Below are 19,293 nucleotides of genomic sequence, written 5' to 3'. Positions count from 1 at the left end.
AGATGTTGCTTATTGCAACATGTGAGGTCAAGCGAAAATGTTTATAAAAGCAACATACCGCGCGGGTGCTATCGTGCGCTACAAGCTAGTTGATGGTGAAACTACTGCGAATGTCGATGACCTTGCCCATTCCCACTTCCGATTCCTTCGCATCAGGGCCGTGCAGGTTCTGACCTTCGTCCCCTAGCAAGTCCTGCACTTTTGGATCGGCCTGGAACTGAGTGACTGGGCTTGTAATGAGCAAATTATATGTTCCAGCCGGAGCGTCATATCCGCTGTTGGAAAGCGGACCAACATGCACATGGCCGTTATGAACGGTGTAAGTTCCGCCGTCGTCAAATCCGCCACCAACTGGGTTAACATCGACGGAAACCTGCATATTCTCTGGCAGGTTAGTAGCAATATCGATAACAGGACGTCGGCCACCAGACACGGCTACCTTCATATATTCATCTGGCAGAGAATCTGCATGAGAAGGCGTAACCGGAAGTGCAGACACAAAAAAGAGCGCCAAGGCGCTCTTTCGATTGATCATGAGTTTTTCCCGGCTGTTGAGCGCGACATAATGAGTTGCAAATGAAGGTCGGCCTCATGTTCGGGTAACTCCCTAAATGCCTGAAGCAAAAGGGCTTCCTTGGGGGTCATCGGATCAACCAAGCAGCGTTCCCCCGTCCCATTGGCAAGCCAATCAAGCGAAACATTAAAATAGCGCGCGATAGCCAACATCAGATCCCTTCCTGGCTTGGCCCGACCGCGTTCGATATTGGTCAAATGTGATCGAGCCGTTCCGATTGCCTCAGCCAAGACAGCTTGGTCCATTTTAGACTGTTCGCGCAATGTTCTAATTCGTGCGCCAATGGTTTTTTGCTCGGTCATGCGTGTCATTTTGACCCGCTGGAAAAAAGCGGGGATGTTTCTGCCAACATCACGCTTGACCCTTCATGTTGTTTTTTGCAACATCGCGTGCATGAACACGCGGGAAATCCTCAGACGGGCCGGTGGCGTCGCCAAGGTCGCGTCCACCCTGGGTTTGCACCACTCCACAGTGTCGCTGTGGAACAGACGTAGTGTGCCCGCCAAATATGCGGTCGATGTCGCGGCCATGGCAGGTATCACCCCAGCCGAAGTGTGTCCTGACGTCTTTCGCGACCCCTTACCTCAAACCACACAACCTGATGGAGCTGCTGCATGACCTCGGAAGAATTGCAGGATCCCGTCTATCTCCGGGGCTGGTGCATCGATCAGGCCACCATGGTTCTGAAAAATGGCAGCAGTCTTGCGGAGATCATCGACATAGCAACCGGGCTGGAAAATTTCGTAAAGGCCGCTATCCCGCCCAAGGATGTTCCGGACGCGGGAAGCGTGGTGTCGCTATGCCCGTAATCCTAGCCTCCCGTTTTGGTGGCGCGCCTTACTTTGGTTTTCAGTTCGTCAATCAACTTGTTGGCCTTGCGCAGTTCGTCCTTCAGGGCCGCAACCTCTGCCCGCAAGGCCTCGTTTTCGGCACGAGACGCCGGAATGCTGTTGTCCATCGTATTCGCGAATCCTCCATGTGTTGGTGTGGTAACCCCATGGTGGTCCGACCGGGCCGGAGCGGCAACGCTCTGGCCCGTAAGGTCGGTATGTAGTGTACGATTTCATGCCTCACGCCCGCTTGATTGCACCGGGTGCGCGAACGGTCTCCCCAGCCCGTCGCGCACCCTTGGGCGTGTCGTGTGTTTCGTCCCTCCCTGTCCGTGTCTCCACCATCAACATTGTGGAGACTGACAGAGAGGACACCCAAGATGTTGGGTATTTCACCCAAGCGCGCGGGTATTTCACCCAAGGCCAACATGGAGACGCGCCGCATGTCCGGTAGCACCATGACCGAGCAGTTCCAGAACACCATATGCACCGAAGTCGAAACCCGCCGTGGCCACGGCCTCAAGGCGGCGTTTGTGGAGGTTGCAACCCTGTTTGGCCTGAGCGTACGCCGCGTGCGCGCCTGCTGGCACCACGAAATCCGCCGCGTCTCGGTGGATGAATGGGAAGAAGTCCGTGCGCGTCACCGCCAGTTGCTCCAGCAGCGCCACGACCGGCTGGCGCATGAGCTGGAGATGATCGCCGCTGCCATGGACGATGGAGCGATGCCATGAATGACGTGTGCATCGTGATCATAGAACTAGGTCAGCTTGGTCAGTTCATGTGCGTCACGGTCTATGACCGGCTGCGCCATACCATCCGCACACTACGCATCCGCATCATGGAGGCGCGCATCGCGCGTACGAACCGACGCATGAAACGCATGCTGAAGCGCCAGGAGAAGCGCCGCGACCGCGTGCAGAAGTGGATCAGCGAACTGTGACCACGGGCGTTCATCTGCCCGATGCGCGTGAGGTCTCGCGCATGCTGGCCAATAATATGCTTGCGCTGGTGCAGACGTTGTTGCCCGGTGGCACGCGACAGGGTGCCGAATGGAAATGTGGATCCGTGGCGGGTGAGCCTGGACAGTCCATGGCAATCCATCTGCATGGAGAAAAGGCCGGGAAATGGGGGGATTTCTCCACAGGTGAAACGGGGGATGCGCTTGACCTCGTCGCTGCCGTCATGACCCGTGGCGACCTGAAGGAAGCATACCGCTGGGCCGTCAACTATCTTGGCCTGCACGACATGGGACGTGTGGAAGAGCACCGACGCGAGATCGCCCGCCAGGTCGATGCCCATCCGGATGAGACGGATGAGAAGCGCAGGCGCCATGCCCGCGCCATGTGGCTGGGTGCCCGTCATGACATCATCGGCACGCCGGTCGATTTATATCTGGCCGCCCGTGGCATCCATCTGGCCGATCTGGCCTCCGTCCCGCGTGCGCTGCGCTTCGCGCCGGAACATTACTGCCATGAGATCAGGGGGCCGCTTCCCGCCATGCTTGCGGCCATCACGGATGGAAGTGGTGCACATATCGCCACACACCAGACGTGGCTGGCGCAGGACGGACAAGGCGCCTGGCGCAAGGCGGCTCTTAATGCCGCCAAGAAAATCCGCGGCGCTTTTCTGGGCGGATCAATCCGCCTCCAGCGCGGCGCCTCGGGCAAATCACTCAAGGATTCACCGGCTGGTGAGACGGTTGCGATCGGGGAAGGCATCGAAACATGCCTGTCCGTCGCCCTCGCCTGTCCGGAGATGCGGGTGCTGGCGGCCGCCAGCCTCGGAAACATGGCCAGCGTGCAGCTACCGGATCAGGTCCGTAGCGTGATCCTGCTGGCCGATAACGACACCAACCCCCAGGCGCAGCGCGGCCTGCGCCGGGCGATAGATTTCCATCTGGAGGCCGGGCGCGAGGTTCGTGTCGCACGCTCTCCAAAAGGCAAGGATTTCAATGATGCCATCACCTGACGCCTTGCATGATGTCCGCGCTGCCGTTCTCTCGGCCGACAGGCAGTTTCAGGTCATCGACGGCGGCAAGCGTGGCGGTGGACCGCCTGAAGGCGATACCGAAAATGCGGGCTGTCCCGTTACCGCCATCGGCCATCTGGACGGTACCTATTATCTGCTCGACAGCGTGGGCCAGCTCCGTTCCCTATCAGCGCGCCAGATCGGCAACCGGCATGACCTTGTCGGTCTGTTCGGTGGTCATGATGACTGGCTGCGTGCCCACTACCCCAAAAAGGCACAGTGCAAGATCAAGGGCCCGGACGGCCAGGACACGACCGAGGAACGAATCGTCGATTTCCGCATCAACTCGGTCGCGGCCTTCTTGCAGGCTGAATGTACGCAGGCCGGCCTGTTTGGCGATCATATCCTGATCCGCCGCCCGGGAATATGGGCCGAGCGTGATGGCATGCCCGTGGTGCATTGCGGTGATCAGGTGCTCCTGGGCGACCGGATGGAACCGGCGGGAACGCGCACGGGAAATCAGATATGGGCAGCAGCGCCCCCTACGCCGCGACCGGCGCAGCCATGTGGTCCCGATATCGGGCGCACGCTTCAGCACCAGCTACAGGAACTGTGGAATTACCGGTGTGATGGCGGCGCGATCATGGCGCTCGGGCTGCTCGGATGCGCCTATTATGGCGCAGCCATTCCGTGGCGTCCCGCCGGGTTCCTGATCGGCGGCGCTGGATCAGGCAAATCATCGCTCCTGTCGGTTCTGCGCGGTGCCTCGCCCATGAACTATTATACGAACGATACCTCCAAGGCAGGCCTGGAACAGTCTCTGGATGGCCGCGCCATGCCGTCGTTCATTGATGAAGCATCCGACCGTGAAGACCAGCGCGGCGCCCGTGCCCTGCTTGATCTGGTGCTGTCGGCATCGGGCGGCGAAGGCACGCGCGGCAGTCGTGGCGGCGTGGATGGCAAGGCCCGCAAGATCGAGGTCGCGGGATCGATCATCATGGCATCGATCTCACCACCAGACATGAAAGCCCAGCATCTTGGACGCTTCACCATCATTGATCTGGTGCGTCCGGATGAAGGGGCGGATTTCAGTGCCGAACATAAGGAGCTGAAGGAATGGGCGCAGAAGCATGGCCCCGCGCTCTGGGGCCGCGCGCTGGCGGGATGGACCCGTTACCGTGATGCACTTGGCATCTACCGCCGTTCCCTGTCAGAAATTGGGTGTGCCCCACGTGAGATGGACCAGTTGGGCGCGCTTCTGGCGGGATGGTTCATCCTGACGGAAGATGGCCTGCCCAGTGAAAAGCAGGCGATGAACGGCGTGAACGCGGTGCGCGACTTCATTCGCGACCGGGAAGACGTGGTTGCACAGGACGCGCCCATGCAGATGGTCAGTCACCTGCTTTCCACCACAGTCCAGTTGCAACGCTCAACCGAACGCAAGTCGATCGGGGAACTGATCGAGCGCGTCCTGACCAGAAAGCTCTCCATCGAAACGGACGGCCCGGATTTTTCCAAGGGTGTCGCGGCCGAGGTTTTGGCCCAGCACGGCATCCGCGTCATCCGTGCCGATGAACCGAAGGATAAACGCGGACGTGACGCGCCGCGCCTCGCGCTCGGAAATGGCCTGTGGTTCGCCCCGAACAATTCCATGCTCAGGGAATTGTTTAACAGCACGCCATTCGAGGGAAACCGCTGGGTCTATGAGGTCATGCGGCTGGAAAGCGCCAGGCGCAACGCCAAGGCGATGCGTGTCGGACAAACGCCGCCGGCAAAATGTATCTGGGTCTCGGCAGAGGAGCTTGGCTTTGATGGAGAAGATGGTAATGATGACTGACAACGCGCGTGCATTACTGGTTCACGTAACCAGATGTAACCCGAATGTAACCGGGAAATGTAGCAAAAACAGCGTTGTAACCATGTAACCGATGTAACCGCGTTTTTCCCTTGTATAGCGCACAGGAAATGTTGCGTCTCTTTGCGCCCAAAATATAGGTTACATTGGTTACATAGTTACATATCCTTATAATATACTTATATATAAGGATTTATTATGTAACCGTTCTTGTAACCTCCATGTAACCGGCAAAATGCCGTCACAGGTAGAGGTCATCATGGTATCCCCAGTCCCCACCTTTCGCCCCCATGCCCATTTGCAGGCATCATACGACCGCCAGCGCGGCTCCGCCGCATCGCGCGGATATGGGCGCCGCTGGCAGAAAGCCCGCAGGCAGTTCCTGTTGGAGCATCCCGTCTGCCAATGCGATGACCCGGAATGCCAGCGTCCCGCGACCGAGGTCGATCACATCCGCGCCCACCGCGGTGACTATGACCTGTTCTGGGATGAAGGGAACTGGCAGGCGCTCACCAAGGAATGCCATTCCCGCAAGACCGCGCGTGAAGGCGGAAAAACCTACCGATGACCATGGCCGCACACATCATGCCCCAGCGTGGACCGCTGGCGTTCTGGCGGCGTCCATGCGGTGTGCGGCTGTTCCGTAACTGGGGCGACTGCTCACGCATTGCTGCCGCCTGCAATATTACCCCCCAGGCAGTCAGCCAGTGGAAGCGCGTGCCGACCCACCATGTCGAGACGGTTGCCCGGCTGCTCGGTGTCACGCCTGACCGTCTCCGTCCCGATCTCGCACAGAGGAAGCTCATGACTGACAAGAGCATGGACCCACGCGATGCCGCCGCCGCCATGGCGCAGCGTGAAGAACGCACTGAACGCGCATGGTCGGAACTGGAGGAACTGAGCCTGTCCATCCACCGTGCAACCGCCGATGCCCAGCGCGCACGCCTCCATATGGAAGATGCATCCCTTGCCTACGAGCAGGCCCGTGTCGAGCTGCGCCGCAGGCGCTCGGCCATGGCGCGCGCACGTCGCCAGATACGTGACGCTGGTCTGCCAATCCCTGACCTTGATGCCACCAGCACCCCGCCAGAACCCTCCCTAGGGGTAGGGGGGGTCAAAACTACAGGGCTCGAAAGCGTGGACCGCACCCCCTCAAAACTCTCACCGCCGCGAAATTCCTGAACTTTTTTTTGGAGACAGACATGATCCGGGGACGCAAACCCACACCGGACGCGATCAATGAAGCGCGGGGCAATCCCGGCAAGCGTGCCCGAAAAACCGTCAATCTTGATGCTCTTCCCGTTGCCGGTATCGACGCGCCCAAGCACATGCGCGCAAAAGGTCGCAAGTACTGGGCTGAGGTCGCAGGATGGCTGTCCGATAGTCGCATCGTGCGCACGTCCGACCGAAACGCGCTGGCACGGTATTGCGAGACATTGGCCGATTACGTGAAGGTGACGGCGGCCCTGGACAAGCAGGGTCACGTCTATGTCACCGAAAGCAACCATGGAACCATGCAGCGGATTTCGCCCTGGTTCATGGTCCAAGAACGTCTCACCAAACGTTTGCAAGACCTTGAGGACCGATTTGGTCTGACGCCAGCGTCACGTCAACAGATACTCGCGCGCATGGCTGCCGGCACACAGTCAACGCTACCGCTGGGAGGGACGCAAAACAACTTGGACCAGACTACGGGCACGGGAGCAACAGAGGCACCTGTAATGCCTGCTGATCCGCTTGATTTCTTTGCTACGCCCACAACGCGCCACTGATGGACCAGACGCTCCCCATTCCACCTATGCCGCGTGGTGCCGAAAAGTTTGGCGCTTGGTGGGATGAAGGATCGGCACAACGCGCCTGTGCATTTTTCCCTGCCATGCTGCGCCATACGGAAGGAGAATGGGCGGGCAAGCCATTCTATCTCCGAGACTGGCAACGTGACCAGATCGTGCGCCCCCTGTTCGGCTGGAAGCGCGAAGACGGCACGCGCCTGTATCGATCTGCTTGGATAGAAATCCCTCGCAAGAACGGCAAAACAGAACTGGCCGCAGGTCTCGCGTTGCTCTTGATATTCGTCGATCAGGAGTTTGGTGGTCAGGGCTATTCCATGGCCGTGGACGAAGATCAGGCCAAGATCGTGTTCAACAAGGCCACCGTCATGGTCTCCATGAACGAGGCCCTGTCGAACCGTCTGGAGTTGCTGAAAAAATCCATCTTCTGCCCCGCGCTGCAATCCTCATTCAAACCGCTGTCATCCGGCCCGCGCGGCAAACACGGTTTTTCACCCACATTCGCCATAGGCGATGAGGTGCACGAATGGCGTGATGGTGAATTGGCGGACGTCGTGCATAAGGGCACGGCCGCACGTCGCCAACCGCTGGAAATCTACATTACCACGGCTGGCATCAATGGCATTGGCTACGCTTGGGAACAGCATGAGCTGGCGCTTGAGATTATCGCTGGGGATGTAATCGATCCGACGTTCCTTCCCGTAATCTTCGCCGCTGGTGAAAATGACGACTGGACCAAGGAAGAAACTTGGCGCAAGGCCAATCCGAATTACGGGATATCGGTCAAACCCGATTACATGCGCGAGGAGGCCGCCAAGGCCGCACGCTCTCCCCGTGCCGAAAATGACTTCCGCCGCTTCCACCTCAATCAGTGGACCGAACAGGTTACGCGCTGGATACCCGTCATCGAATGGAAGGCCTGCACCGGTTCCCTGAACTGGAAAGACCTTCCACACCATGTTCGCGGTCGTCGCTGTTTTGGAGGCGTCGATCTTTCTCAGGCGCGCGACTTGAGCGCCCTATCATGGTGTTTTCCGCCACCTGACAACCAGCCGGATGGCGACTATATCTTCATATGGCGATTCTGGCTTCCCAAGCAGTCACTAAACAATGAGCCTGCCGGCCGACGCGCCCGCTACCAGTCATTTGCAGACTGCGGTGCGCTGACCCTGCTCCCCGGGGCAGTCGTGGATAACGAATTCATCCGCCATCAGATCAATGAAGACGCTACCCTGTTTAATACGGAATGGATCGGCATCGATCCATACAATACAGGTGATATGCCCAACCGTATGCGCGACACGGACGGGCTTCCAATCGAATATTTCCGCCAAGGCATGCTGACTATGTCCCCTGCCTGCAAGGGGTTCGAGCGTCTGGTAATCGGCCATAAAATGCAGCATGGCGGCAATCCCGTCGCATCATGGATGGCGCGCAACATTTCCGTCACATCCGATCCGGCCGGAAACATAAAACCTGATAAATCGGCCGAGACGGGTGCCTCCGGCAAGATCGACGGCATCGTGGCCGCGATCATGGCCTACGGTGGCGCCACCCTCAAACCTCCCGAAAAGCCCGTCGGTGTCCAGAACATCAACGGCATCCTCGTCATAGGGTGACTGCACATGCCTTCTGTCCGCCGCGAACCGAAACTGTCCTTCCCTGAACGCAAGCCCGCGCCGGTGAACAAGGATGTCGGCACCACAACCATCCCCAGCCTTGGCATGTTCGCGGCCTTTGGAGGATATCCTGCCAGTACCGGAACGCCGGTTACCCCCTTCACCGCGTTGCAGGCCTCGGCCGTTTACGGATGCGTCAACTGCATATCACAGGACATTGGCAAGCTCTCACTTACCATGCGCCGCAAGCTCCCGGGAAATCGGGGTTATACGGCAGTCACCGATCACCCGCTACTCAAGGTGCTGCGCAAACCCAACCCATGGCAGACCCGCAGCCAGTTCTGGCGCTATCTGGCCACATCTCTCAAGCTGCGCGGCAACGGCTATGCCGCTATCCTGCGCAACCGTGGCGGCGAACCGACATCCCTGATTCCGCTTTCTCCCGACGTTACTACGCCTGTCATCTCCGATACGGGCCGGGTCTTCTATCGTTTCTCCCATCCCATGATCGGACAAGGACAGCTCTGGTATCAGGAAAACATCCTGCATTTCCGCGACATGATGGTGGACGGCGGATATATCGGCCTGTCTCCCATCGCCTATGCGCAAGACGTCATGGGAGTCGCCATCGCCGCACAGCGCCACGCCGCTATCCTGTTCCGACAAGGCAACCAGACCGGTGGCGTGCTGTCCACCGACAAGCTCCTGTCGCCCGAGGGTGCTGTACAGATCGCCAATGAAGTCGCCAGCCATTACCAGGGCGTCGAAAACTCGTCCAAGCCCATGGTGCTGGGCAGCGGCATGAAATACGAGCGCATGACGCTGACCAATGAGGAGGCGCAATTCCTTGAGTCCCGCCGCTTCTCGGTCGAGGAAATATGCCGCATCTTTCGTGTGCCCCCCCACAAGGTGCAGCATCTGGTCGGCGGCACGTTCTCCGATATCGAGAACGAGGAACAGGCCTACATCAACGACACGCTCCAGCCCGTGGCAACGGAAATCGAACAGATGGGCAGTGAACGGCTGCTGTTCGAGGACGATATCGCCGCCGGGATCGAGCTATATTTCGATTTCGACAGTCTGCTGCGTGGCAACCGAAAAGCCCGGTACGAGAGCTACAGCATTGGCACCCAGACCGGAATCCTGTCGGTCAATGAAGCCCGCGCACAGGAAGGCTTGGCCCCGATCGAGGGAGGCGACGTCCACCGCTTCCCGCTCAACACCGGCGACATCAAGCCGCCCTCCCCTCCACCTACTGGCGCACCGGGCAATACCGCGCCCGAAGTCACGCCCCAGACAGCCCCCGTATCAGAGGATAGCTGACCATGCGTACCGTCTCCCCCGCCCGATTCGCCAAGATGGCATGGGAATGCCGCAAGCGCGGCGACACGTCCCGCCTGCCCGACCTTTGCGTCGTGCGTTCGTTCATCACCAAGCTGGACGTGGCGCAGGATGCCGACAGCACCCGCCAGCTACGCTACACCATCACCACCGATGCCGTGGATCGCATGCACGATGTCATCTCGGCCGATGGCTGGGATCTGAAATCCTACCTCCAGAACCCTGTCGTGCTCTGGGGTCATGACCATGACCTGGTCATCGGCAAGGCAATCGATATCTCACGCGCCGGAAACGGGCTGGATGCCACCGTTCAGTTCCAGCCCAGTGACATGCCCATTGTCGGCTCCTGGGCTGATTATGCCTTCCGCTCCGGCATGACTGGCTTCATCCGTGCCACCAGCGTGGGCTTCCGCCCGCTGGAATGGGATTTCACGGAAGATGAGGAACGCGGCGGTGATGACTGGTTCCCCGGCATTGACTTCCGGCGGCAGGAACTGACCGAATTTTCCGTTGTAAGCGTTCCCGCAAACCCCGAGGCCCTGCTCTCCCCACCCGTCGTTTCACCCGACGCGAATGGGAAAAGCCTTGAAAATCCCGGAACACAGCCAAATGCAACCAGTATCGCCGTAGCGCAAGCTCACCTGCGTGCTACGCGGGCAAGACGGTTCGCGCTCCCGGCCTGATCCTCCCTACGGGTGCGGGCGCGCCCTCAAGAGGATCCACCATGCCCGTACCCATCAATCTCGAATCCCTCAAGGAACTCCGCCGCCAGCGCAAGAAAGCGGCGGTTGACTACCGCAATACCGTCGCGCGCCTGGAAGAACGCGCCATCGGCCGCATCAAGGCAGCCGAAAACGGTAGCCCGGTCGATCCCGAAACGGCCCAGACCGAAGACAGGGCCGATAATGACGCCATCACCGCGCTCCAGCGCACCATTGAAGACCTCGACACCCGTATCGGTCGGGTGGAGGAAGTCCTCAACCTCGATGCCCAGACAACCGACGATCCCGAAAATCCGGACTTGCAGCAGGAGGCCGGGATGCCCGGTGGCGTCACCCGTACCATCATCGGCGTGCCCTTCAAGCAGAAGATGGCGGCTGGCGGCCAGTTCATCCACTACATGCTGACCGTCGGCCACGCCAAGAAATACGGTTTCCAGAACGCGCTCAAATACGCCAAGGAAGGACTCGGCAACACGGACGTCGAACGCGCCCTTGCCGCAGGCGGCCAGACCACCGGCGGCGCGCTGGTGCCCCAGCAGTTCGTGGCCGACCTGATCGAGTTGCTACGCGCCGCCACCGTCGTACGACGTGCCGGTGCCCGCACCATCGATATGGCGACCGGTAACCTGACAATGCCCCGTCTGGCCGGCGGCGCGACGTCTGCTTACATGGACGAACTGGACGATATCGCAGTCAGTCAGGAAACCTTTGACGATCTGCAATTCAACGCCAAGAAACTGACCACGATTGTCCCGGTATCGAACGACCTTATCCGCCGCGCGGCCATGTCGGTGGACCAGATTGTGCGGGATGACCTGATCGCCTCGGCTACCCGACGCGAGGATCTGGCATTCCTGCTAGGTGCGGGCACGCTCAAAGACCCGATCGGCATGCTCAATATGGGCGGTGCTGTCGTCGCAGGCGGAGCCGCGACCCTGACGGGCGCAATCAATACGCTCCAGTCATGTGAACTGACCCTGAAAAATGGCAACAGCCGCATGATCGCGCCGGCATGGATATTCCATCCCGCAGTAGAGGCCTTCCTCAAGGGGCTGACCAACGAAGTCGGTGGGTATTTCTTCCGTGATGAAATGAATACCGGGAAGCTGTCCGGTTACGATTATTACACCACAACCCAGCTACCCACGAACCTCCAGACTGATGGCAAAGGCAGCTACATATTCTTTGTTGATATGGCCGATATCCTGATTGGGGATGCCTATACTGCCGATATCGAGGTCTCTTACGAAGGTGCCTACAAGGGCACCGATGGCGAGATGGTTTCAGCCTTCCAGCGTGACCAGACCATTTTCCGCATCATCCGCGAACACGACATCCAGACCCGGCACCAGCAGTCCATCGCCGTGGCGGACGTAGATGCATGGATGCCCGGCGGCTGGACCGGAATGTCTGCTGGCGCACCCTACACGACCCAGACACTTAACACGTCCGGCTCGGCAGCGCAGAGCGCCAACCCGACCAATGGCACAACCACGTCATCCGGTAGCAGCACGACATCGTCTGGCACAACGGGCAGCTAAGGCAGCCCATCACCCGTTTCATCTCCTAACAGGAACATCAGACCATGCAGCATTTCCGCCGTGCCACAACCGCCGCCCTGAAAGACGCAGACCCCGGAGAAGCCGTTCGCCTCACCCGCTGGTGGCGCGGGTACCAGAAAGGGCAGGTTGCCCGGTTCGATACGATCAAAGCCACCCAGCTCAAGGCGAAGGGCTGGGCCATTCCCTACAAACCCACCAAAGAAGAAAAGGAAGACGACGAACGCCGCGTGCAGATCCAAATGGATGGCATCATGCAGGACCGCCGCCTGCGTGCATCCATCATGCAGGCCATACCTGAACCCACCAGCCCCAAGCGCGCCCGCGCCTGATGCCCACCACGCTTGTCCTACGGGTCAAGACGCCACCGCAACGCAAGGCCATATCGCTTGGCTTTGCGAAGCGGCATCTGCGTATCGACCATGATGATGATGACGATCTGCTGCGTACCTACATCCGCGCGGCAACGGCATGGGTGGAAAAATTCACCGGCCGCGCCCTGATCAATACCACCTACACCATGGCGGTGGGTGATCAGCCGATTGCCAATGCATGGCCCATGACACCATCACCCCTGATGGTCCTGCCACTGGCCTATTCATGGCCCCCCATGCATCCGCGCCCCATCCGGCTGCTGCGTGCCCCGTTCATTACCTTTGGCGGAATCGAGGTCATCGACCCGGATAGTGAGACGGAAACGCTGCCCCCCACCGAATACTGGCTGGATGCCGCATCGGAGCCTGCCCGTTTCAGCATGACAGGATCATTCGGCCTGCTGCGTGGACGCCACCTTCTGGTGACGTTTACCGCCGGATATGGCGAGACACACAAGACCATTCCGTCTGACATCCGGCTCGCGATCGCCATGCTCACCGCCTATATCTATGAAAATCGCGGTGACATGACCATGGAAGCCATGCCTGACTGGGCCGAGGCCATGCTGTTCAACTATCGCCTGGTCTGGTTCGGTGCCTGAAGACGAACGCATCCGTGTGGGGCGCCTGCGCTGGCCGGTGCTCATCGCGCGCCGCAACCAGATGCCCGACCAAGCTGGTGCCGGCATCGTCACCGCGTTCCAGGGCATGGCCAAGACCCGCGCCGATGTGCAGGCCGTGGGCGCCATGACCTTCTGGGGCACCATGCAGACGGACAGCCCCGCCATCACCCACCGTATCTTCATGCGCTGGGCCGATGCGCTGCCCAACACTCACGCCATTTTCCGCACCACACGCCGCAATGACGGATCGATCCGATGGGAGCAGTTCCGTGTTCGCCGCTGGAAGGAACTCGGTGGCCGCAAGCGGTTCGTGTGCATCGAATGTGAGCTGGAACAGCAGGGAACGGACGAACAGATCGATGCCACGGAATAGCAACATACAGGTGGAAATTTCGGCCTACGCGCCAGAATACTCCAAAAAGAACCTGCGCAGGAACCTGCGCACCGCCGGCCAGGAGGTAGCGGCGTCCGCCCGGCGCATCATACGGTCATCCGTTGGTGGAGGCCGTATCTATTATGGTGGTGGTGGAAGCATAAAATATCGCGGCGGCTCCAGCCCCGGAAAATATCGTGCCTCCGGCCCTGGTCAGGCTCCCGTCAATGTCACTGGCACGCTGGCCCGCTCCATCAAGGCGCGCCTGCTCAAGGGAAAGGACCGGGATGTCGAGGCGATCCGTGACGCCGCCTTCTACGCCAAGTTTCTCGAAGTTGGAGCAAAGGGCGGAAAACCTGGTGCCCGGAACAAACGCGGCCGGAGTCAGCTCTACGTTTCCAGCAGCCGCGTGCTGGCCCCACGCCAGTTCCTGTCCCGTGCGCTGGCCGAACGCGCACCGTCCATCCGGCGCCGTCTGGCCGATGCCGCAGTGAGTGATATTGTGATGGAGCGCGTGAAGGCATGAACATCGACGCCGTCATCATGCAGATCCGTATGGGTTCTACCTTCCTCGCGCTTGATGCCAATGGCGAACGCTGCGTGGCTGGTGCGGCCGAACTGGCCCAGATCGTGGACAAGGCATGGCTCAAACGACCGGCCGCCTACGTCATTCCCATGGATGATGCGCCAGAGGAAAATATTTCCCTCAATGGCCTCGACCAGAACGTGACCGAGACAATCGGTATCGTCGTGGACCTCCCCAACCGCGCCGATCAGCGCGGGCAGTTCGCATCTTCCCTGGTCGATATCGCCCGGAGCGATCTGTTCCGCTGCATCCTTAACTGGCGGCCGGACTGGGCCAATTCATCACAGGGTTTCAACTATGCTGGCGGCCATCTCGTGCACATGGATCGGGAGCGGTTGCACTGGCAGTTCGATTTCTCCTTGAAAATCCTCATTACCGATGAAGACGGCTGGCAGCCGCCATCCGATCCCATCATAGGGATAGAGGCAACATTGACCGATCCCGAAAGTGGCGAGACCACCCCGATCGGTTTCACGCTCGGTTCGCCTGGAGGCACAACATGAAAATCTACCCGGTCGAGGGCCGGACGGTCAGAGATCCCGTGACTCGCGAGGTTGTCCCGGAAAAGGGCAGGACCGTATCGGATTATGACCCGTTCTGGGCTCGTCGCCTGCGTGATGGCGATGTCACGAAAACACCCCCGCCGGTCGCGGAAGTCAAGGCGACGGAACAGACTGCTCCCGAACAGCCTGCCACCACGCCTGCGGCTCCCGAGCAGGAGAATAAATCGTGAGCGGCACAATAACCTATCCCAATTACCCCACGACCAACCGTGTTCCCGGCGTGTTCGCGGATATTGACCCCAGCCAGGCCAATGACGCATCGGTGCAGCTACGTGCCCTTCTGATCGCCCAACGTCTGCCATCCGGGTCCACACTGGCGGGAACGCCGGTCATCATCCCCAGCGTGGCCGCCGCCGTGACCATGTTCGGTGCCGGATCACAGGCCGCCATTGCCGTATCGCATTACCGCAATATCGATACCTTCGGGGAACTGTGGGTGCTCCCGCTGGATGATGACCCCGCAGCTCAAGCCGCCGCCGGCGCCATCGCGCTTTCCGGAACGCCAACGGGCTCAGGCACGATCGTGTTCGAGATCGACGGTGCACTGGTTCCGGTTCCCTATAGCGTGGGTGATGAAGCCGCCGATATAGTGGCACGCATTCCCACCGCCATGGCGCAGGTATCGAACATTCCGGTATCCGCCGGTGCCATCACGGATGCATCCCTGCCGCTCACAGCGCTCAACAAAGGTGAGTGCGGCAATGACATCCTGCTGGACACGTCCGATACGTCTTCGGATTATACGTCCGATGGCATCACCATCACCTTTACCCAGTTCACGGGTGGCAGTGAAAACCCATCCGCAGCCCTGACGCCGGCGCTGGCCAACCTGGGCAACCGCACATTCGATTTCGTTTCCTGCCCCTATATGGACGCCACCAGCCTTGCCGCCATCAAAGAATTCTGGAACGACCAGACCGGCCGCTGGTCATGGCAGCAGATGCTGTTCGGGCATGTCTTCTCCGCCGTCCGTGGCACATTGGGGGAAGTCACTACGTTTGGCAGCACGGTCAATAACGAACATCTGACTGTCATGCCCATTGCCGACAGTCCGCACTCTCCCCTGCGCTGGGCCGCGGAAATCACGGCAGGTGTCGCCAACAAGGTCCGCACCGATCCCGGTATCCCCATCACCCAGGTGGCACTTACGGTCATGCCGCCGTCCCAGCCCAACCAGTGGACATTCTCCGAACAGAACAGCCTTCTGTATGAAGGCATGTCGGTGTTTTCCGTGGGGGATGACGGAACCGTCTACATCCTGCGCCTGATCACCACGTATCAGGAAAATGCCGCAGGCATGCCCGACGATTCCTATCTCGATGCCGAGACCATGAACCAGCTCGCCTATGTCATCCGCGATCTGCGTGCTTTTCAGGCCCCTTACCTAGTCAAGAAGCTGGTGTCCGACACCACGCGTATCGCGGCCGGCTCCAATGCCATCAACGCCCCCGTGGTCAAGCAGGCGCTGATCAGCCGTTATGTCGAGCTGGAAACGGGCGGATACGTGCAGAACAGCGCCAATTTCGCGGCAGGCATCATCGTGCAGAACGCCGGCGGCGGACAGTTGCGCGAGCTGCTCCCGATCGATGTGGTCAATCAGGTGCGTGACGTTCCCATGCTGATCCAGTTCCGCAAAAGCTGAAAGTATCAATTATGGCAAGCAATATGCGCCGCTCTGGCGTCACGACAGGTTTTATTGGTGGCGTCTCGTACGACATTACCGAAACCCGCTACAGCCCGACCAGATGGGTGCGCGAAACACTCAAGGGCCAGAACGGCATCCACGGCTATTCGGAAAATCCTCAGCAGGCCCGCATCGTCATGACCATCCGCGATGCCGGTGGCATGACCGTAAGTGATTTCAGCAACATGGTCGATGAAGAAGTGCAGCTCAACCTCGCCAATGGAAAAACCGTTGGCGGCTCGGGCATGTGGTGCACCGAGGCAATCGAAGTCAACACCGTGGAGGCCACCATGGAAGTCACCTTTGAGGGCGTGAGCGTGACGGAGACGACCACATCATGAGCAAGCAGATGAAAAAACCCAAACCCACGCTCACCATTGAACTGGACACTCCGGTCGAATCGAAAAACGGGAGTGTCTATACCGAACTCAGCCTGTCCGAACCCACGGGCGGACAGGTTCTGAACGCGGAAAAGCACCTCAAAGGGGCATCCATTTCCCCAGCGGACCTGCGCATGTACTCGTTCACGCTGGTCTCTCAGAACTCGGGCGTGCCGTTTTCGGATATCCGCGATCTCTTCCCCATCAGCATCATCAATGAGGCGACCACCTATCTCCAGTCTTTTATCGAAGCTGGCCAGGAGACTGGCGAGAGCTGACTGTTCTCCTTTCACGGCGGCTCGGCTGGCCAGCACGGGAATCACAAAGCCTGACAGGATCGGAAATGGTGTGGTGGCTGGAGGAAATTAACAGACAGACCGAAAGTGAACGCGAAAATGGCTAGCGGCTTTACCATCACCATTTCCGCCGTGGATAAGGCCAGTTCGGTGATGAACAACATCACCAAGCGGGTCAATGCGATGAACGCCCCTGTCAGGAGGTTCCGGGGGGCGTTCGGGCGTTTCATGGATGCCACTGGCGTTCGCCGTGTTGCTGGTGCGTTCCGTGACTGGACGGCGGCGGGCCTCGGCACGGCCTCATCCCTGCTCAAGATCATCGAACCCATGGGCGTCCTGACGGGCGCGGCATCCATCGCGGGCCTGTACCGTCTGACAACCGCATGGGCGCAGTTCGGCACCCGGCTGGGGTTTGATGCCCAGCGAATCGGCATCCTGCCCGATAAGCTCCAGGCATTGCAGGGCGCGGCGGAGGAAGCAGGGTCTTCTGCTGGTAGCATGACATCAGGGCTGCGCACCCTGCACGACAATATGGTCGATGCCATAGGTGGTCGGAACAATCAGGCCCTGCTGTATTTCCGCCAGCTTGGCATCAACATTGGTGACATGAAGAACGGCGCGCGGTCCGCCATACAGGTGATGCCAGAACTGGCAGACAAGATTGCCTCGATTCGCAATCCTACATTGCAGGCGCGCGTTGCCACCCAACTACTCGGATCGGCTGGGGAAGACCTGCTGCCCTATTTCCGGCTTGGCTCCAAGGGTATGCAGCAACTGGAAGAAGATGCCCGCAATCTTGGTCTGACCAATCAGGCGGGCGTACGCGCCTCCTACCAGCTTCAGTTAGCCCAGGTCCGTCTTGGCCTCGCCACGCGCGGGCTCGCCTATTCCATAGCCGAACAGGCCGGCCCCGGCCTCAAGTCCCTGCTCGACTGGTTTACAGACCTGATCGCCAAAAACCGGGAGGCCATCGCCGCCCGCATCGGCCATGCGGTCCAGACCTTTGCCAAATGGATCATGTCCGTGGACTGGCGGCAGATCGGTGATGACATCGCCGATATTGCCGATGATGCCCAAAGCGTGGCCGATAGCCTTGGCGGCTGGGAGGCGGTGGCCAAGGATGTCGGAAAGGTCATGATGGCCGCCCTGATCGGCAAGATGCTGCTTGGTCTTGGCATGACGCTGGCCCGGATCGTGCAGGTCACGTTAGCCATCAAGACCATGCGCGCTTTAGCCCGGACGGCCGAGGCCGAAGCGGCCGCATCCGGTGCGGCCGGCGCGGCGTCCGGCGCGGGTGCGCGGGTGGCCACCTCGGCATCCAGTGCGGAAGGGATCGCGGCCGGCGCCGCAACCGGCGGCATGCTTTCCAGGCTGGGGCGTTATGGGCGCACCGGGCTGCGCTGGGGCGGTCGTGCCCTGGGAACGGCCGCCATGGCTGGTCTTGCTTATGATGTCTGGGAAAATGTCTTCACCGGCGGGGACCATCTCGCCAGCAATGACACCGTCATCCGGGGCGGTCCCCTGCACAGCGATGTCGCGGCTGAAGCCCAACTCGCGGCCACACGTCACGGGATCGATCCTGATCGCTTTTCCAGCCTGCTCCAGACCGAAGGCGGCGGCTATCGCAACGTCTCGGGTGCTGGCGCTTTCGGGCCGGCCCAGCTCATGCCCGGCACTGCGGCGGGGCTTGGACTGCCTGCCTCCATCAATGACCCACGCTATACCTGGCAGGGCAATCTGGAAGGAGGGGCACGTTATTTCAGGCAGATGCTCGACCTGTTCCACGGTAATTACGAAGCGGCGGAAGCCGCCTATAACGCGGGTCCGAACAATGCCGGCGTGCAACGCTATGCCACAACAGGCGATGCATCCGGCCTGCCCCGGGAAACGCAGGATTATGTCGCTTCGATTGACGCCCTGACCAAATCCGCCAAACGCATGCGGGCTGATGCGGCGTCCCACGGGAAAGATGCATCGGCAGCTTCCCGCGCGCCAACGTGGAACGATTTTTCCCGCCGCATGGTGGTGGAACTGCGGGTCCACGATGACAATCCCCGCCGCAGCAGCCCGCGCATAAGTGTCAAAAGCGCACGCATGGCGGGCGGTGGGCCCGGCCCCAAGATCCAGACCGCCATGCCAGCAGAGCCGATATAGCC

Annotated in this window: 26 protein-coding genes; 23 read left to right on the top strand and 3 right to left on the bottom strand. The window is 60.0% G+C overall.

Features of this window, described 5'->3' with window-relative positions; genetic code table 11:
• Positions 1 to 85: 85 nt before the first annotated feature.
• On the bottom strand, positions 86 to 535 hold the full coding sequence (locus LDL28_RS11040) for a hypothetical protein (RefSeq protein ID WP_233058595.1): 450 nt from the start codon (positions 533 to 535) through the stop codon (positions 86 to 88).
• Complete coding sequence (locus LDL28_RS11035) at positions 532 to 876, bottom strand: helix-turn-helix domain-containing protein (RefSeq protein ID WP_233058594.1); 345 nt, start codon at positions 874 to 876, stop codon at positions 532 to 534. The genes LDL28_RS11040 and LDL28_RS11035 overlap by 4 nt, the downstream gene beginning before the upstream one ends.
• Here LDL28_RS11035 and LDL28_RS11030 point away from each other — a divergent pair.
• Positions 875 to 1,192: a hypothetical protein gene (locus LDL28_RS11030; RefSeq protein ID WP_233058593.1), complete on the top strand. Its 318-nt coding sequence runs from the start codon at positions 875 to 877 to the stop codon at positions 1,190 to 1,192. The genes LDL28_RS11035 and LDL28_RS11030 overlap by 2 nt on opposite strands.
• On the top strand, positions 1,189 to 1,383 hold the full coding sequence (locus LDL28_RS11025; RefSeq protein WP_233058592.1) for a hypothetical protein: 195 nt from the start codon (positions 1,189 to 1,191) through the stop codon (positions 1,381 to 1,383). The genes LDL28_RS11030 and LDL28_RS11025 overlap by 4 nt, the downstream gene beginning before the upstream one ends.
• A gap of 2 nt (positions 1,384 to 1,385) precedes the next feature.
• Here LDL28_RS11025 and LDL28_RS11020 read toward each other — a convergent pair whose 3' ends face one another.
• Positions 1,386 to 1,532: a hypothetical protein gene (locus LDL28_RS11020; RefSeq protein ID WP_233058591.1), complete on the bottom strand. Its 147-nt coding sequence runs from the start codon at positions 1,530 to 1,532 to the stop codon at positions 1,386 to 1,388.
• Between the two features lie 252 nt (positions 1,533 to 1,784).
• On the opposite strand from LDL28_RS11020, the gene LDL28_RS11015 reads away from it, so the two are divergent.
• The 21 genes from LDL28_RS11015 (at position 1,785) to LDL28_RS10915 (ending at position 19,291) form a co-directional block, all read left to right on the top strand.
• Positions 1,785 to 2,135: a hypothetical protein gene (locus tag LDL28_RS11015; protein ID WP_233058590.1), complete on the top strand. Its 351-nt coding sequence runs from the start codon at positions 1,785 to 1,787 to the stop codon at positions 2,133 to 2,135.
• A complete protein-coding gene (locus LDL28_RS11010; protein WP_233058589.1) occupies positions 2,132 to 2,344 on the top strand; it encodes a hypothetical protein in 213 nt (70 codons plus the stop codon). Before LDL28_RS11015 ends, LDL28_RS11010 begins: the two co-directional genes overlap by 4 nt.
• Positions 2,341 to 3,372, top strand: a complete 1,032-nt coding sequence (locus tag LDL28_RS11005) for a toprim domain-containing protein (RefSeq protein WP_233058588.1) — start codon at positions 2,341 to 2,343, stop codon at positions 3,370 to 3,372. The genes LDL28_RS11010 and LDL28_RS11005 overlap by 4 nt, the downstream gene beginning before the upstream one ends.
• Entirely contained in the window at positions 3,356 to 5,209 is a 1,854-nt protein-coding gene (locus tag LDL28_RS11000) for an ATP-binding protein (protein ID WP_233058587.1), read from the top strand. Before LDL28_RS11005 ends, LDL28_RS11000 begins: the two co-directional genes overlap by 17 nt.
• A gap of 277 nt (positions 5,210 to 5,486) precedes the next feature.
• A complete protein-coding gene (locus tag LDL28_RS10995; RefSeq protein WP_233058586.1) occupies positions 5,487 to 5,795 on the top strand; it encodes an HNH endonuclease signature motif containing protein in 309 nt (102 codons plus the stop codon).
• Positions 5,792 to 6,409: a helix-turn-helix domain-containing protein gene (locus LDL28_RS10990; protein ID WP_233058585.1), complete on the top strand. Its 618-nt coding sequence runs from the start codon at positions 5,792 to 5,794 to the stop codon at positions 6,407 to 6,409. Before LDL28_RS10995 ends, LDL28_RS10990 begins: the two co-directional genes overlap by 4 nt.
• Positions 6,410 to 6,429: 20 nt before the next feature.
• Complete coding sequence (locus LDL28_RS10985; RefSeq protein ID WP_233058584.1) at positions 6,430 to 6,999, top strand: phage terminase small subunit P27 family; 570 nt, start codon at positions 6,430 to 6,432, stop codon at positions 6,997 to 6,999.
• Positions 6,999 to 8,636 (top strand): terminase large subunit, encoded by a 1,638-nt coding sequence (locus LDL28_RS10980; RefSeq protein ID WP_233058583.1) that lies wholly within the window; start codon positions 6,999 to 7,001, stop codon positions 8,634 to 8,636. Before LDL28_RS10985 ends, LDL28_RS10980 begins: the two co-directional genes overlap by 1 nt.
• A 6-nt stretch (positions 8,637 to 8,642) precedes the next feature.
• Positions 8,643 to 9,959 (top strand): phage portal protein, encoded by a 1,317-nt coding sequence (locus tag LDL28_RS10975; RefSeq protein ID WP_233058582.1) that lies wholly within the window; start codon positions 8,643 to 8,645, stop codon positions 9,957 to 9,959.
• 2 nt (positions 9,960 to 9,961) lie between these two features.
• The gene (locus LDL28_RS10970) at positions 9,962 to 10,660 is read left to right on the top strand and encodes an HK97 family phage prohead protease (RefSeq protein WP_233058581.1); all 699 of its coding nucleotides are present in this window, start codon (positions 9,962 to 9,964) and stop codon (positions 10,658 to 10,660) included.
• A 41-nt stretch (positions 10,661 to 10,701) separates the two neighbouring features.
• On the top strand, positions 10,702 to 12,240 hold the full coding sequence (locus LDL28_RS10965) for a phage major capsid protein (protein ID WP_233058580.1): 1,539 nt from the start codon (positions 10,702 to 10,704) through the stop codon (positions 12,238 to 12,240).
• Between the two features lie 44 nt (positions 12,241 to 12,284).
• Positions 12,285 to 12,590 (top strand): hypothetical protein, encoded by a 306-nt coding sequence (locus tag LDL28_RS10960; protein ID WP_233058579.1) that lies wholly within the window; start codon positions 12,285 to 12,287, stop codon positions 12,588 to 12,590.
• Positions 12,590 to 13,234, top strand: coding sequence for a head-tail connector protein (locus LDL28_RS10955; protein ID WP_233058578.1), 645 nt, complete (start codon positions 12,590 to 12,592; stop codon positions 13,232 to 13,234). The genes LDL28_RS10960 and LDL28_RS10955 overlap by 1 nt, the downstream gene beginning before the upstream one ends.
• Entirely contained in the window at positions 13,227 to 13,628 is a 402-nt protein-coding gene (locus LDL28_RS10950) for a head-tail adaptor protein (protein ID WP_233058577.1), read from the top strand. Before LDL28_RS10955 ends, LDL28_RS10950 begins: the two co-directional genes overlap by 8 nt.
• Positions 13,615 to 14,154, top strand: a complete 540-nt coding sequence (locus LDL28_RS10945) for a hypothetical protein (RefSeq protein WP_233058576.1) — start codon at positions 13,615 to 13,617, stop codon at positions 14,152 to 14,154. The genes LDL28_RS10950 and LDL28_RS10945 overlap by 14 nt, the downstream gene beginning before the upstream one ends.
• On the top strand, positions 14,151 to 14,717 hold the full coding sequence (locus LDL28_RS10940; protein WP_233058575.1) for a hypothetical protein: 567 nt from the start codon (positions 14,151 to 14,153) through the stop codon (positions 14,715 to 14,717). Before LDL28_RS10945 ends, LDL28_RS10940 begins: the two co-directional genes overlap by 4 nt.
• Positions 14,714 to 14,947, top strand: a complete 234-nt coding sequence (locus LDL28_RS10935) for a DUF2635 domain-containing protein (protein ID WP_233058574.1) — start codon at positions 14,714 to 14,716, stop codon at positions 14,945 to 14,947. Before LDL28_RS10940 ends, LDL28_RS10935 begins: the two co-directional genes overlap by 4 nt.
• A complete protein-coding gene (locus LDL28_RS10930; protein ID WP_233058573.1) occupies positions 14,944 to 16,419 on the top strand; it encodes a phage tail sheath subtilisin-like domain-containing protein in 1,476 nt (491 codons plus the stop codon). The genes LDL28_RS10935 and LDL28_RS10930 overlap by 4 nt, the downstream gene beginning before the upstream one ends.
• A gap of 11 nt (positions 16,420 to 16,430) precedes the next feature.
• Positions 16,431 to 16,802, top strand: a complete 372-nt coding sequence (locus LDL28_RS10925; protein ID WP_233058572.1) for a phage tail tube protein — start codon at positions 16,431 to 16,433, stop codon at positions 16,800 to 16,802.
• A complete protein-coding gene (locus LDL28_RS10920; protein ID WP_233058571.1) occupies positions 16,799 to 17,119 on the top strand; it encodes a phage tail assembly protein in 321 nt (106 codons plus the stop codon). Before LDL28_RS10925 ends, LDL28_RS10920 begins: the two co-directional genes overlap by 4 nt.
• Before the next feature lie 117 nt (positions 17,120 to 17,236).
• Positions 17,237 to 19,291, top strand: coding sequence for a lytic transglycosylase domain-containing protein (locus LDL28_RS10915; protein ID WP_233058570.1), 2,055 nt, complete (start codon positions 17,237 to 17,239; stop codon positions 19,289 to 19,291).
• Positions 19,292 to 19,293: the final 2 nt, after the last annotated feature.

This window comes from Komagataeibacter sp. FNDCR2, from assembly GCF_021295395.1.
GTDB lineage: Bacteria > Pseudomonadota > Alphaproteobacteria > Acetobacterales > Acetobacteraceae > Komagataeibacter.
Note: the sequence above shows the minus strand (reverse complement) of the source record. Positions and strands in the feature narration are given on the sequence as shown.